This is a genomic window from Stenotrophomonas sp. 59, assembly GCF_030291095.1.
In the GTDB taxonomy this organism is placed as follows: domain Bacteria; phylum Pseudomonadota; class Gammaproteobacteria; order Xanthomonadales; family Xanthomonadaceae; genus Stenotrophomonas; species Stenotrophomonas maltophilia_Q.
Map to the genome: position 1 here is coordinate 3,037,405 of NZ_CP127408.1, position 13,487 is coordinate 3,050,891.

13 protein-coding genes are annotated in these 13,487 nt (G+C 67.2%); 6 read left to right on the forward strand and 7 right to left on the reverse strand.

Going from position 1 to position 13,487, the window contains the following annotated elements:
* Positions 1 to 129 precede the first annotated feature (129 nt).
* The 3 genes from QP552_RS14135 to QP552_RS14145 all read right to left on the reverse strand — a co-directional run bounded on the left by QP552_RS14135 (position 130) and on the right by QP552_RS14145 (position 3,280).
* Positions 130 to 1,323: an argininosuccinate synthase gene (locus QP552_RS14135; protein ID WP_286073916.1), complete on the reverse strand. Its 1,194-nt coding sequence runs from the start codon at positions 1,321 to 1,323 to the stop codon at positions 130 to 132.
* Between the two features lie 62 nt (positions 1,324 to 1,385).
* Positions 1,386 to 2,396: an N-acetylornithine carbamoyltransferase gene (locus tag QP552_RS14140; RefSeq protein ID WP_286073917.1), complete on the reverse strand. Its 1,011-nt coding sequence runs from the start codon at positions 2,394 to 2,396 to the stop codon at positions 1,386 to 1,388.
* 320 nt (positions 2,397 to 2,716) lie between these two features.
* The gene (locus tag QP552_RS14145; protein ID WP_181358215.1) at positions 2,717 to 3,280 is read right to left on the reverse strand and encodes a hypothetical protein; all 564 of its coding nucleotides are present in this window, start codon (positions 3,278 to 3,280) and stop codon (positions 2,717 to 2,719) included.
* A 188-nt stretch (positions 3,281 to 3,468) separates the two neighbouring features.
* On the opposite strand from QP552_RS14145, the gene cysS reads away from it, so the two are divergent.
* Genes cysS through QP552_RS14160 form a run of 3 tightly spaced genes read left to right on the forward strand, consistent with a single transcriptional unit; the run spans position 3,469 to position 6,597 of the window.
* A complete protein-coding gene (gene cysS / locus QP552_RS14150) occupies positions 3,469 to 4,845 on the forward strand; it encodes a cysteine--tRNA ligase (protein ID WP_111202880.1) in 1,377 nt (458 codons plus the stop codon).
* Positions 4,846 to 4,900: 55 nt separating this feature from the next.
* On the forward strand, positions 4,901 to 5,353 hold the full coding sequence (locus QP552_RS14155; protein ID WP_049435092.1) for a SufE family protein: 453 nt from the start codon (positions 4,901 to 4,903) through the stop codon (positions 5,351 to 5,353).
* The gene (locus QP552_RS14160; RefSeq protein WP_005414014.1) at positions 5,350 to 6,597 is read left to right on the forward strand and encodes an MFS transporter; all 1,248 of its coding nucleotides are present in this window, start codon (positions 5,350 to 5,352) and stop codon (positions 6,595 to 6,597) included. The genes QP552_RS14155 and QP552_RS14160 overlap by 4 nt, the downstream gene beginning before the upstream one ends.
* A gap of 646 nt (positions 6,598 to 7,243) precedes the next feature.
* Here the strand turns inward: QP552_RS14160 and dksA are convergent.
* On the reverse strand, positions 7,244 to 8,473 hold the full coding sequence (gene dksA, locus QP552_RS14165) for an RNA polymerase-binding protein DksA (RefSeq protein ID WP_111112348.1): 1,230 nt from the start codon (positions 8,471 to 8,473) through the stop codon (positions 7,244 to 7,246).
* 271 nt (positions 8,474 to 8,744) lie between these two features.
* On the opposite strand from dksA, the gene yidD reads away from it, so the two are divergent.
* From yidD to QP552_RS14180, 3 genes are read left to right on the forward strand one after another with little or no spacing between them, the layout of a single operon-like run.
* Complete coding sequence (gene yidD, locus QP552_RS14170) at positions 8,745 to 8,999, forward strand: membrane protein insertion efficiency factor YidD (RefSeq protein ID WP_005417723.1); 255 nt, start codon at positions 8,745 to 8,747, stop codon at positions 8,997 to 8,999.
* 1 nt (position 9,000) lies between these two features.
* Positions 9,001 to 10,347 carry a dihydroorotase gene (locus QP552_RS14175; RefSeq protein ID WP_111112349.1) on the forward strand — a complete coding sequence of 449 codons (1,347 nt, stop codon included), beginning with the start codon at positions 9,001 to 9,003 and terminating at the stop codon, positions 10,345 to 10,347.
* Positions 10,347 to 11,195 (forward strand): M23 family metallopeptidase, encoded by an 849-nt coding sequence (locus QP552_RS14180; RefSeq protein ID WP_181453977.1) that lies wholly within the window; start codon positions 10,347 to 10,349, stop codon positions 11,193 to 11,195. The genes QP552_RS14175 and QP552_RS14180 overlap by 1 nt, the downstream gene beginning before the upstream one ends.
* A gap of 160 nt (positions 11,196 to 11,355) precedes the next feature.
* Here QP552_RS14180 and QP552_RS14185 read toward each other — a convergent pair whose 3' ends face one another.
* Genes QP552_RS14185 through ubiG form a run of 3 tightly spaced genes read right to left on the reverse strand, consistent with a single transcriptional unit; the run spans position 11,356 to position 13,480 of the window.
* Positions 11,356 to 12,060: a squalene/phytoene synthase family protein gene (locus QP552_RS14185; RefSeq protein WP_106551228.1), complete on the reverse strand. Its 705-nt coding sequence runs from the start codon at positions 12,058 to 12,060 to the stop codon at positions 11,356 to 11,358.
* An 11-nt stretch (positions 12,061 to 12,071) separates the two neighbouring features.
* Entirely contained in the window at positions 12,072 to 12,767 is a 696-nt protein-coding gene (locus tag QP552_RS14190; RefSeq protein ID WP_286073918.1) for a phosphoglycolate phosphatase, read from the reverse strand.
* Positions 12,764 to 13,480: a bifunctional 2-polyprenyl-6-hydroxyphenol methylase/3-demethylubiquinol 3-O-methyltransferase UbiG gene (gene ubiG, locus QP552_RS14195; protein WP_049429626.1), complete on the reverse strand. Its 717-nt coding sequence runs from the start codon at positions 13,478 to 13,480 to the stop codon at positions 12,764 to 12,766. Before ubiG ends, QP552_RS14190 begins: the two co-directional genes overlap by 4 nt.
* Between the last annotated feature and the right edge of the window lie 7 nt (positions 13,481 to 13,487).

Below are 13,487 nucleotides of genomic sequence, written 5' to 3' on the forward strand. Positions count from 1 at the left end.
ATCAACAATCCTGTGGGATTCCGCCGGGCATGGCCCGGCGCTACCGTGATGCGTCTGTTGGAGAGCCCCTTCTTGTTGGAGGGGGCGCGCCAACGGCGCAGGGTTAAGGCGGAATGCGTGGTCAACCGCTCAGCGGTTGACTTGCGCATACAGGGTGGAGCTCATGCCGAACAGCTTGATGAAGCCCTCCGCCTCTTCCACGCCCCAGTCGGCCGACTGCGCGTAGGTGGCACCCTTGGTGTTGAGCAGGTGCGGCGACTTCACCGCCACGGCATCGACGCGGCCACCGCGGGTTTCCAGCACCACTTCACCGTTGACCTTGGCCTGCGAGGACTTCAGGAAGGCCTCGATGTCGGTCTTCAGCGGGTCGTGGTAGAAGCCTTCGTACACCAGCTCCACCCACTTGCGCGCCACGTCCGGCTTGAAACGGTTCTGCTGCTTGGTCAGCACGGCATCTTCCAGCGCGCGGTGTGCGGCCAGCAGCGAGACCAGGCCCGGGGCCTCGAACACGATGCGGCCCTTCAGGCCGATCACGGTGTCGCCGGTGTACACGCCACGACCAACGCCATACGGGGCGAACAGCTTGTTGAGCTGGGCCAGGATCTGGTCGCCCGGCAGCGCCTTGCCGTTCAGTTCAACGGCTTCGCCTTCGACGAACTTCAGGGTGACGGTCAACGCCTGTTCCGGCCACTCGCTGCGCGGCGAGCACCAGCCACGCGCACCCTCGCCCGGGGCTTCCCAACGGTCGATCTCGCCACCGGACATGGTCAGGCCCAGCAGGTTCTCGTTGATGGTGTAGGCCTGCTGCTTGGCACGCACGCCGAAGCCGCGCTCTTCCAGGTACTTCTGCTCGTAGGCGCGGGTCTGGGTGTGTTCCTTCTGGATCTCGCGGATCGGCGCGATGATCTGGTAGTCACCCAGCGCCTTCACGGCCAGGTCGAAACGGACCTGGTCGTTGCCCATGCCGGTGCAGCCGTGGGCGATGATGTTGGTGCCCAGCTCGGCGGCACGCTTCAGCGCGGCATCGACGATCAGGTAGCGGTCGGACACCAGCAGCGGGTACTGGCCCTGGTAGCCTTCGCCGGCCCACACGAACGGCTTCACGAAGCCTTCCCAGATGGCCGGGCCGCCATTGACGGTGACATGGCTGGCCACGCCCAGTTCGGCAGCGCGCTTCTCGATGAAATCGCGCTCTTCATCATCCACGCCGCCGGTGTCGGCGAACACGGTATGCACGTTGTAGCCACGCTCCTGCAGGTACGGCACGCAGAAGCTGGTATCCAGGCCGCCGGAGAAGGCGAGAACGACGTCTTTGTTGCTCATGGGGAGGGTATGTCCTGGTAGCGCCGGGCCGTGCCCGGCGGAAATGATTGAATCGGAAAAAATCAGCGCCCGGCAACGGCGGCCATGATCGCCTTCTGCACGTGCAGTCGGTTCTCGGCTTCGTTGATGGCAATGCACTGCGGCGAATCCATCACGCCGTCGGTGGCCTTCACGTTGCGGCGCAGCGGCAGGCAGTGGCTGAACACACCGTTGTTGGTCAGCGCCATCTTCCGCTCGTCCACGATGAAGTGCTTGAACTGGTCGCGGATCGGCTTTTCCGGCTCCCAGTTGCCGAAGAACGGCAGCGCGCCCCAGCTTTTGGCGTAGACCACATCGGCGCCAGCGTAGGCGCTGTCGATGTCATGGCTGATCTTCAGCGAACCGCCGCTCTCGGCCACGTTCTGCTCGGCCCAGCCCATGTAGCGGTCGTCGAGGATGTAGTCGGCGGTCGGGCACAGCAGGGTCACGTCCATGCCCATGCGGGTGGCGATGGTCAGCGCCGAGTTGGCCACGGCGGTGTTCAGCGGCTTGGGGTGGTAGGTCCAGGTCAGCACGTACTTCTTGCCACGCAGGTCCTGGGTGCCGAAGTGCTCCTGCAGGGCCATCACGTGCGCCAGCTCCTGGCACGGGTGGGTGATGGTCTCCATGTTGATGACCGGCACCGGCGAATACCTGGCGAAGCTGTTGAGGACGATGTCCTGGCGGTCGTAGGCCCAATCCTGGAACTTCGGGAACGCACGCACCGCGATGATGTCGCAGTAGCGGCCCAGCACCTTCGCCACTTCAGCGATGTGCTCTTCGGTGTCGCCGTCCATCACCGTACCGAGGTTGAACTCGATCGGCCACGCATCCTTGCCCGGCTGCAGCACCACCGCGTGGGCGCCGAGCTGGAACGCGCCCAGTTCGAAGCTGGTGCGGGTGCGCATGGACGGGTTGAAGAACACCAGCGCGATCGACTTGCCCTTGAGCTGGTCGCCGAGCTTGTTGCGCTTGAACAGCGCGGCCTGGGTCAGCAGCGCGTCAAGTTCGCTGCGGCTCCAGTCCTGGGTGTTCAGGAAGTGCTTGGGGGACATCATCTTTCCTTGCGTAGCGGCGCCGGGTTCGACGCGGTGGAAGGGAAAAACAGGAACCAAAGGTGGATCGAAAAGGTTGCAGTTGAAGCTTTCAGAACGCGGAAACGAAAAAACCCAGCCGGCGGGCTGGGTTTTTTTTCGGACGAACAGCAGAAAGCTCCGGTTACCCAGCGAGGATGTGGGGTTCCGGTCGACGCGCACGCGAGGTCATGCCCGACGCCTGTCGGGCTGCGCTGCTGTCGTGCTGGAAGTCGGTGAGCTTCATGGCCGCCAATCTTTGCATGCGGCCGGGGCCGGCGCAAGGGGCCGGGGTCCCAGAATCAGGGATTGCCGGCGGCGCCCTGCTCGGGGCCGACCCAGGGGGTGATCGAGACCCGGATCTTCAGCCGGTTGCCGGGGTCTTCCGGCAGGCGCGAGCGGTACTTGGTGCCCTTGTAGACGTAGTCCACGTCGTAGGCGATGGGGCGGCGGAATTCACGCCCGACCGGCACGATGCGGCAGTCACGGGTCAGCATCGGGCCATTGTTGGCTGGCGCCGGGGCCGGCGTCTCGGTCGCGGCCTCTTCGGGGATCTCCTCGTCACTGCGCTTGAACATCGAGCGCACCGAATCCCAGAAGCGGCCGATCCGGCCCTTGTCCTCGACAGGCTCTTCCCCGGTCACGTTGACAGGGGCAAGGGTACGGGTCGAGATCGGCTCGCAGTGCTCCTCGGTACGGGTCGCGCGCAGGGTCTGGAACACCGGTTCGACGTTCAGCACCTGCGCATAGTCGAACTTCACGTTCTCGACGATCACCACACGGTTGCGCGGCTCGGCGTCCTGCGCCTGGGCCACGGCGGCCGTCGCCGACAGGCAGGCCAGGGTCAGCAACACGGTGGATTTCAGTGGCGACGGGAGCAAGGACACGGCAATAGTGTAGGCAGTGACGAGCGCAAGGGGCTGAACATTACCCGTCCACGCTGCTCCTGCCCACCCCACCTTGGGTGAAGCCGGCGTCCACCGGTGGCAACCGGTGCACCCAAAGGGGGCCGACACGTTCTAAAATCACAGGCTTGTCCCCCAGCCACACCCCCATGACCCTGCGCCTGCACAACAACCTGACTCGCCAGCTCGAACCGTTCACCCCGCTCGATCCGGCCTGTCCGACCCTGTATGTGTGCGGCCCCACGGTCTACAACTACGTGCACATCGGCAACGCCCGTGGCCCGGTGGTGTTCGGGGTGCTGGCCGACCTGCTGCGGCGGCGTTTCGGCGCACTGCGCTACGCCCGCAACATCACCGACGTGGACGACAAGATCAACACCGCCGCGCGCGAGCAGGGGGTGCCGATCAGCACCATCACCGACAAGTTCGCCGCCGCCTACCGTGAAGACATGGCCGCGCTGGGCGTGGTGCCGCCGGACATCGAGCCGGAGGTGACCGCGCACATGCCGCAGATCATCACCATGATCGAGCAGCTGATCGCCAACGGCCATGCCTATGCCGCCGAGGGCCATGTGCTGTTTGCGGTGGCCAGCTTCGACGGCTACGGCAAGCTCTCGCGCCGTGATCCGGAGGAGATGCTGGCCGGCGCCCGTGTCGATGTCGCCCCCTACAAGCGCGATCCGGGCGATTTCGTGCTGTGGAAGCCATCCACCGACGACCTGCCCGGCTGGGAATCGCCCTGGGGCCGTGGCCGCCCGGGCTGGCACATCGAATGCTCGGCGATGGCCGCCGCCCATCTGGGCGAGACCATCGACATCCATGCCGGCGGTGTCGACCTGCAGTTCCCGCACCACGAGAACGAGATCGCGCAGAGCGAATGCGCGCATGGCGGCAAGATCTTCGCCCGTTACTGGCTGCACAACGGCATGCTCAACTTCGGCGGCGCCAAGATGAGCAAGTCGCTGGGCAACATCGAGCGCGTGCATGACCTGGTGCGCCAGCATCCGCCGGAGGCCCTGCGCCTGGCCCTGCTGTCGGCCCATTACCGGCAGCCGCTGGACTGGTCCGATGGCCTGATCGAGCAGTCGGTGCGCACCCTGGACCGCCTGTACGGCACCCTGCGCGAGCTGGCGTCGATCGAAGCCAGCGCGGTGATCCCGGCCACCGTCGAGGCGACCCTGGATGACGACCTGAACACCCCGCAGGCGCTGGCCGAAGTGGCCCGCATCGCCGCCGACGCGCGTCGTGCCACCGATCCGGCCGAACAGGCGCGCCTGAAGGGCGAGCTGCTCGGTGCGGGCCTGGCACTGGGCCTGCTGCAGGCCGATCCGGCGCAGTGGTTCGGTACCGCCGCCGGCGATGATGGTGACGATGCGCGCATCCAGGGCCTGATCGACGAGCGCGCTGCGGCCAAGAAGGCGCGTGACTTCGCCCGTGCCGACGCCATCCGCGACCAGCTGGCCGCCGAAGGCATCGTGCTGGACGACACTCCGCAGGGCGTTCGCTGGTCGCGCAAGCGCGGCTGACCCGCCCCTGCCCCGTGGCCGGTCCGCCGGCCACGCCCCCACTGTAGAGACTGTTGTGACCGACTCCCCGTTCCCGCTTGAACCCACCGCCGCCGAGGCCCAGGCCGCCATCGCCGAGGAATTCGGCTTCTTCGGCGACTGGTCCGAGCGCTATCAGTACCTGATCGATCTCGGCCGCAAGCTGCCCGCCTTCCCGGACGAATGGAAGACCGAAGAGCACCGCCTGCTCGGCTGCCAGTCGATGGTCTGGATCGTGCCGGAAGGCAACGCACAGTCGCTGCGCTTCCACGCCATCAGTGATTCGGCCATCGTCTCCGGCCTGATCTTCCTGGCCCTGCGCGTGTACTCCGGGCGCTCGGCGCAGGAGATCCTGGATACCGAGCCCAGCTACATCCAGGACATCGGTCTGGCCCGTCACCTCTCCCCCACCCGCAGCAACGGCGTGGCGGCCATGCTGGCCTTCATCCGCGAGACCGCGCAGGCCCAGCTGCAGCGCGACCCGTCGTGAGCGAGCCCGCCACAGCCGAAGACACCGCGCTGGGCCTGCTGTCCCGGCCCGGTTTCGCCAAGCTGCTGGCCTACCGCATCTTCGCGATGCTGTCCTACCAGGTGGTCGCGGTCACCGTCGGCTGGCACATCTACGAAGTCACCCGCAATCCGTTCTCGCTGGGCCTGGTCGGCCTGGCCGAGGTGCTGCCGTTCTTCTGCGTGGCGCCGTTCGCCGGCTATCTGGTCGACCACCTGCCACGGCGCCGGCTGGGCATGGTGGCCTGTTCCGGGCTGATCGCCACGGCGCTGGTGCTGACCGGTGTCGCCACGGGCTGGCTGCCGTTTGAAGGGGTATGGCCGATCTATGCGGCCATCGCCCTGACCGGCATGGTCCGTGCGTTCCTGTCGCCGATCTACAACGCACTGTTTGCCCGCGTGCTGGCCCGCGACCAGTTCGCGCGTGGCGCCGGACTCGGCGCGGTGGTGTTCCAGGCCGGCATGGTCGCCGGCCCGGCGCTGGGCGGCGTGCTGGTCGGCTTCGGCGGCAAGGGCCTGTCCTATGCCGTGGCGACTGCCTTCGCGCTGGTGGCGATGGCCTGCCTGGCCACGCTGAAAGTGGAAGAGCCAGTGCACACCGGTCCGGCCGCGCCGATCTTCAAGAGCATCGCCGAAGGCGCGCGCTTCGTGGTCGGCAACCGGATCATGGTCGGTGCGATGGCGCTGGACATGTTCTCGGTGCTGCTGGGCGGCGTGGTGGCGATGCTGCCCGCCTTCCTGCACGAAATCCTGCACCACGGCCCGGAAGGCCTGGGCATCCTGCGCGCGATGCCGGCGCTGGGTTCGGTGTGCGTGGGCCTGTGGCTGGCGCGCCACCCGCTGCACCGCAATGCCGGCCGCGTGCTGCTGTTCGCGGTGGCGGGGTTCGGCCTGTGCGTGATCGGCTTCGGGCTGTCGCAGCACTTCTGGCTGTCGGCGCTGATCCTGCTGTTCTACGGGGCGTTCGATGGCGTGTCGGTGGTGATCCGCTCGACCATCCTGCAGCTGGCCACGCCGGAGGAAATGCGCGGGCGGGTATCGTCGATCAACGGCATTTTCATCAGTTCGTCCAACGAGCTGGGCGCGTTCTATGCCGGCACCATGGCCCGCCTGCTCGGCCTGGTACCGGCCGTGGTGCTGGGTGGGTTCGCGGTGCTGAGCGTGGCCGGGATCACCGCGTGGAAGAACCCGACGCTGCGGAAACTGAATCTGCGTGATCTGCAGTAGCGTCGGCTCGTCGTTTCCGCGACAGCCGCTTTACGTGCGCCGACGCATTGGTAGCGCCGGGCCATGCCCGGCGGCCCTTTTCCGCGACCGCGGCGGGGTGTCACTTTCTTTGCGCGCGCATAGAAAGTAACCAAAGAAACGCGCCGCCATCCGCGAGCCGGTGCTTCGCACCGGTGCCCTGCGCACCTCGGTGAATCAGGGGACGGCGCCGAACTCGCTGCGCTCAAACAGCGGCGCCTCTTCGCCCCTGATTCCCCTGCGGTGCTCGGCTCGCCACAAGGCGGACCCAACACAGCCGCGAGCGCACGCATGACCGCTCCTGGTAGAGCCAAGCCATGCTTGGCTGTTCTTGCTCTTGCTCTTCCCTACCCTCCGGCTTCGGCCTGAGCCGAGCGTGGGCTCGGCTCTACATCAGCCGCGCACGCAGGGAAGCGTCGAGAGCCTGCGGGTGGGTCCGGGCAGGACCGTCCGCGGCATGGATGCCGCGGACGAGCTTACAGGGATGTACTTGCAGCGTGTCCTGCCCGGACCCACCCGCAGGCTCACCCCGATACCCGGAAGGCGCTGCTCTTCGCAGCCAACCCGAACCCAACAAAAAAACCCGGCCGAAGCCGGGTTTTCTGCATGACCAGACAACGATCAGGAATCAGTCGCCCTGCTGCTTCTGCAGGTGCTCCCAACGCTCCTGGGCGTCGATGGTGCGCTCGGCGGTCAGGCGCGCCTCCAGGCGCTCCAGGCCGATCTCTTCGCCGGTGTCGACGCAGTAGCCGTAGTCGCCTGCTTCCAGGCGCTTGAGGGTGCTGTCGATCTTGCCGATCAGCTTGCGGTAGCGGTCGCGGGTACGCAGTTCCAGCGAGTTCTCGGTCTCGCGGGTCGCGCGCTCGGCTTCGTCGCCGATGTCACGCACTTCTTCGCGCAGGTTCTCGATGGTCTGCTTGGACTCTTCCACCAGGTCCGCACGCCAGTTCTGCAGGCGCTGGCGGAAGTATTCCTGCTGCAGCGAGCTCATGTATTCCTCTTCCGAGGACGGCTTGTAGCCAGCCGGCAGGATCGGGCGGCCAGTGGCCTCGTCGGTCTTGTATTCGACCACCTTGTACTTGCTGCGCGGGGCCGGTGCAGCCGAGCGGGCGGCGACGGCCACGGCAACCTTGCCGACAGGGCGCGACACGGTCTTCGGGGCGGAATCGGATTTCACGGCGGTTTTGGCAGGCGATTTCGAAACGGGCACGGGATTCTTGGATTGCGGGGCCTTCGAAGCGGCAGGAGCGGCGGCCGGGGCCGGCTTTGAGGCCGGTTGGGCTGCCGCCACTGCCACGGTCTTGGCCGGGACAGGCTTGGCCGGAGCCGGCTTGGCAGCAGGCTTCGGTGCGGACTTCACTACTGGGGCCGGGGTCGGCTTCGCGGCCGGCGCGGCAACATTCTTGGCAACCTTCTTTACAGCGGCAGGCGTGGCGACCGGTTTAGCCGCAGCGACCTTCTTTGCTACGGGCTTGGCGACCGGCTTGACCGCAGCCTTCGTCACCGCCGCCTTCGGCGCCGGCTTGGCTGCTGCCTTCTTCGCCACCGGCTTGGCGGCGGCCTTCTTGACCGGCGCGGCCTTGCTGGCGGCCTTCTTCACCACCGGCACCTTCTTGCTGGCAGCGGCGGGCTTGGCCTTGGCAGGCGCAGCGGCCTTCTTCGCCACCGGCTTGGTTGCCTTGACCGGCGTTTTCTTTGCGGTGGCCTTCCTGGCCGCCGGTTGCGAGGACGCTGCCTTGGTCGCCGGCTTGCTCGCCGGTTTCTTGGCAACGGGCTTTGCCGCCAACTTCTTCACAACAGGCTTGGCGGTTTTCTTGGCGGCCGTTGCGGCCTTCTTTGCAGTTTTTTTAGCAGCCACGAAACGCTCTTCCTTGGATTCCCCGGGGCCCGGGAAAGCGGGCCTTTATAGCCTACCCGACCCGCAGCAGCAACCTCGGCACCCTGCTCCATTCAGTCCTGGAGTCAAGGTGCCCAAGGGGCAGTCCGACGAACACGGACCGCCTTGCGCGGTACGGAACCTGGCCAGCACCCGCGGGTGCTGGTACCGGTCGCAGGCCATCGGCGACATGCGACCAACGGCCCATCCTGCACAAATGCGGCCTTCATGCCAACTGGCATAAGATGACTGGGTGATCTCGCGCCTGCTCATTGCCCTGCTGCGCTTCTACAAGCGCTTCATCAGCCCCCTGCTGGGGCCGCGTTGCCGTTTCGTGCCGAGCTGTTCTGAATACGCGATGGACGCCATCTCCCGACACGGTCCGCTGCGCGGCAGCTGGCTGGCTGCGCGCCGGCTGGGCCGCTGCCATCCGTTCCATCCCGGCGGCTTCGACCCGGTGCCCGAATCCACCCACGCCCCCTCTTGCCGTTGCACAGGAAAACACTGACATGTCCTCCACCCTCATCACCAACGCCCGGATGGTCAACGAAGGCCGCACCTTCGACGGCGACCTGCGCATCGAGAACGGCCGCATCGCGCAGATCGGCAGCGGGTTGACGCCGCGCGACGGCGAACAGGTGGTGGACGCGGCCGGGCGCTGGCTGCTGCCCGGCATGATCGACGACCAGGTGCACTTCCGCGAACCGGGCCTGACCCACAAGGGCGACATCGCCAGCGAATCGGCGGCGGCCGTGGCCGGTGGCCTGACCAGCTTCATGGACATGCCCAACACCAACCCGCCGACCCTGGATTCGACCATCCTGGAAGCCAAGTACGAACTGGCGCGCGGCCGCGCCTGGGCCAACTACGGCTTCTACCACGGCGCCAGCAATGACAACCTGGAAGCGATCCGTGCGCTGGACCCGAAGAAGGCCCCGGGCGTGAAGGTGTTCATGGGTGCGTCCACCGGCAACATGCTGGTGGACAACCCGGAAACGCTGGACGCGATCTTCCGCGAATGCCCGACCCCGATCATCACGCACTGCGAAGACACACCGATGATCGATGCCAACCTGAAGGCCTTCCAGGAAAAGTACGGCGACGCGCTGACCCCGGACATGCACCCGGACATCCGTTCGCGCGAAGCGTGCATCAAGTCGACCCGCCTGGCGATGTCGCTGGCACGCAAGCACGGCACGCGCCTGCACGTGCTGCACATTTCCACCGCCGACGAACTGGCGCTGTTCGAGAAAGGCCCGCTGATCCGCGCCGACGGCAGCCGCAAGCAGATCACCGCCGAAACCTGCGTGCACTTCCTGCACTTCGCGCGCCCGGACTACGCGACCAAGGGCAACCTGATCAAGTGCAACCCGGCGATCAAGGAAGTGTCCGACCGCGAAGCGATCACCGCCGCGCTGGCCGACGACGTGCTGGACGTGCTGGCCACCGACCACGCGCCGCACACCTGGGAAGAGAAGCAGAAGCCCTACGCGCAGGCGCCGTCGGGCCTGCCGCTGGTGCAATACGCACTGGTGGCCGCGCTGGAGCGCGTGCACGAAGGCAAGCTGACCCGCGAGCAGGTGGTGCAGAAGTTCGCGCATGCGCCGGCACAGCTGTTCGACGTGGAAGAGCGCGGCTTCCTGCGCGAAGGCTACTTCGCCGACCTGGTGCTGGTGGAGGACGTGCCGTTCACCGTCAAGCGCGAAGACGTGCTGTCCAAGTGTGGCTGGTCGCCGTTTGAAGGCACCACCTTCCGTTCGCGCGTGGCCTCGACCTGGGTCAACGGCCAGCTGGTGTGGGACGGCAGCAAGCTGGTCGGCGAACCGGCCGGCCAGCGCATGACCTACGACCGCTGATGCGCGCGGCTCTCCTGACCGGGGCGCTGCTGCTGGCGGCGCCCCTGCTCTGCACATCTTCGGCCAACGCGCAGGATGGCATAGGCAGCCTGATCGACAGCCGCGTGGTGTTTCCGGCCAGCGCGTCGCAGGGCGCGCTGGTGATCGGCAAAGTACCCGCTGGCAGCCGCGTACAGTACGCCGGCCGCCAGCTGCGGGTGAGCGGCTATGGCAGCGTGGTGTTCGGCATCGGCCGCGACGAGAAGGGCCCGTTGCGCGTGCAGGTGCAGCGCGCCGACGGCGGCAGCGAAACCGTGACCATCGCGGTGACGCCGCGCGACTGGCCGACCGAGCGGGTCAACGGCGTGCCGCCGAAGACGGTCAACCCGCCGCCGGCGATTGCCGAGCGGATCAAGCGCGAACAGGCGCAGGTGACTGCCGCCCGCGCCCGCGATGACGACCGTACCGACTTCACCCAGACCTTCATCTGGCCGGTGCAGGGCCGTATCAGTGGCCGCTTCGGCAATGCGCGTGTCTACAACGGCCAGCCCGGCGCCGGTCATTCCGGGATGGACATCGCGGTGCCGACCGGCACTCCGGTGAAGGCACCGGCCGCCGGCATCGTCACCTTCGCCGGCCCGGACCTATACCTGACCGGCGGCACGCTGCTGCTCGACCACGGTTTCGGGGTCAGTTCCAACTTCCTGCACCTGTCACGCATCGACGTGAAGGTCGGTGATCGCGTCGAGCAGGGCCAGGTGATCGCCGCCGTCGGCGCCACCGGCCGCGCCACCGGCCCACACCTGCACTGGGGCATGAACTGGTTCGACACCCGCATCGACCCGCTGCTGGTGCTGGAGCGCAAATAACGGTGGGTGCCGACCTTGGTCGGCACGATTGCGCGCGAACCCGGCATTCATCCACGCATGGCGTGGATCTACTGCCGGCAATGTCCTTAGGTGGGTGCCGACCTTGGTCGGCACAACCTCACAGAGCGTGCGGACCAAGGTCCGCACCCACCAGAATCAATCAGCCGCGCGCCGCCCACCACACGCGCAACAGCGTGCGCACCGGAGTGGCTTCAATCGGCTTGCCTGCGGCCTGCGCGGCCACGCGTGCGCGAGCAAGGCTGGACCACACGCGGCGCGGGCGCGGGCCGGGCACGCGGCTGCCCCACCCCTTCAGCAGGTACTGCGCCCAGCGCTGCGCGGCCGTGCTGGAATCCTCATCCAGCAGGCTGCGTGGTACACCGGCCACGCCGGCATCCTGCAGGCGCTGGGCCAGGGTCTGCAGCTGCACCGCGCGACCGGCGCCGGTGCGCGGCTTGTCGTTGAACAGCGCCGCTTCCACCGCGGCAACCGCGTCGGCGTAGTTGGCCAGCGCGCGCTCGGCGCTGGCCGCATCCAGCGCGACCGTGCGCGCTTCAACCAGATCCGGCAGAGCCTCGGCCAGCTGCGCCCACGGCGCACGCACCGGCTCCAGCAGGCGGCCCAACGGGTGACGCGACCGGTGCGCAGCCCAGCTGCGCAGTTCCTCGCCCCACCATGCCAGCTTGGCATCGGCTGGCAGCGGGTCGCCACTGGTGTTGAGCATGTCGTCGAATTCCTGCAGCAGCGCGAACCACGCCACTGCAAGCTCGCGTTGCGATTCGGCCACGAACGGGGCGGCCACCGACCATTCCGGCCAACGGCTGCGCCACTTGTCGAGGAAACTGTCCAGCGCGGTACTGCTCACTACGTCATTCCTTACGGCTGGGCCGGGGTTGCCGGCCGGGTCGGCCAGAGGCTGGCCAGTTGCAGAAGCCCGGCGTTCTCGACCAGCACGTCGGCCTGCCAGGCCAGCGGGTCGTCACTGTGCAGGCGATAGCCCCACAGCGCCGCCACCGACGGCATCGCTGCGGCCCGCGCAGCGATGATGTCGCGCTCGTCGTCGCCCACGTACACGCAGTCTTCGGCGGCAACGGCAATCGCCTGCGCGGCGTGCAGCAGGGGCAGCGGATGCGGCTTGCGCTCGGCCAGGCTGTCACCGCCGACCAGCACCGCACAGCGTTGCTGCCAGCGGTACTGCGGCACGATCAGCCGCGCCAGGTACTCCGGCTTGTTGGTGACAATGCCCCACACCGTACCGGCGGCATCCAGTGCAGCAAGCATGTCTGCAACGCCATCGAACAGTACCGCGTGCTGGCCGATCAACGCCTCGTAGCGCTGCAGGAACTCCGGAATCAGTGCATCACGCGCCGCCGTGTCCAGTTCGGGGAAGGCTGCCGAGACCATCGCACGCGAGCCCTTCGACACCACCGGGCGCAACAACGCCGGATCGATCGGTGCACGGCCACGCTCGGCCAGCATCGCATCGCAGGTGGCAACGAAGTCCGGTGCACTGTCCAGCAGCGTGCCATCCAGGTCGAACAGCACCGCACGCGGGAAACCGGTGGAGGTCATGCCGGCTTGACCGCGTAGGCCAGGTAGTTGATGTCGGTGCGGCTGCTCAGGCGGGCGTGGTTGCGCCACGGCTCGTAGGCCATGCCGCTGACATCCACCAGCTGCATGTCGGCCTCGCGCAGCCAGCGCGCCAGCTCGGCCGGCTTGATGAATTCCTGGTAGTGATGCGTGCCCTTGGGCAGCAGCCGCGCCACGTACTCGGCGCCGACAATCGCCACCGCGAATGCGGCCGCGGTGCGGTTGATGGTCGACAGGAACAGGTGACCGCCCGGCTTCAGCAGGCGCTTGCAGGCTTCGATGATCGCGCCCGGATCCGGCACGTGCTCGAGCATTTCCATGCAGGTGACCACATCGAAACTGCCCGGCTGCTCGGCAGCCAGGTCCTCGGCGGCCTGGACGCGATAATCGACCTTGGCACCGCTTTCCAGCGCGTGCAGGCGCGCGACCTTGACCAGTTCCGGGGCAAGATCAATCGCGGTGACGTCGGCACCGGACTGCGCCAGCGCCTCGCTCAGCAGGCCGCCACCGCAGCCGATGTCCAGCACGCGTGCACCGCGCAGCGGCACGCGGTCGGCCACGTACTTCAGCCGCACCGGGTTCAGCGCATGCAGCGGCTTCTGCGGGCCGTCAGCGTCCCACCAGCGGTTGGCCAGCGCGGCGAACTTGTCCAGCTCGGCCTGATCGAAATTGGAGGAAGCGTGGGGAGCAGTCATGGGGAAG

What these genes read in the sequence shown, in the direction of transcription:
- QP552_RS14135 (WP_286073916.1), bottom strand. Translation starts at nt 1,323, where the DNA reads ATGAGCAACAAAGACGTCGTTCTCGCCTTCTCCGGCGGCCTGGATACC.
- QP552_RS14140 (WP_286073917.1), bottom strand. Translation starts at nt 2,396, where the DNA reads ATGTCCCCCAAGCACTTCCTGAACACCCAGGACTGGAGCCGCAGCGAA.
- cysS (WP_111202880.1), top strand. Translation starts at nt 3,469, where the DNA reads ATGACCCTGCGCCTGCACAACAACCTGACTCGCCAGCTCGAACCGTTC.
- QP552_RS14175 (WP_111112349.1), top strand. Translation starts at nt 9,001, where the DNA reads ATGTCCTCCACCCTCATCACCAACGCCCGGATGGTCAACGAAGGCCGC.
- QP552_RS14180 (WP_181453977.1), top strand. Translation starts at nt 10,347, where the DNA reads ATGCGCGCGGCTCTCCTGACCGGGGCGCTGCTGCTGGCGGCGCCCCTG.
- QP552_RS14190 (WP_286073918.1), bottom strand. Translation starts at nt 12,767, where the DNA reads ATGACCTCCACCGGTTTCCCGCGTGCGGTGCTGTTCGACCTGGATGGC.
- ubiG (WP_049429626.1), bottom strand. Translation starts at nt 13,480, where the DNA reads ATGACTGCTCCCCACGCTTCCTCCAATTTCGATCAGGCCGAGCTGGAC.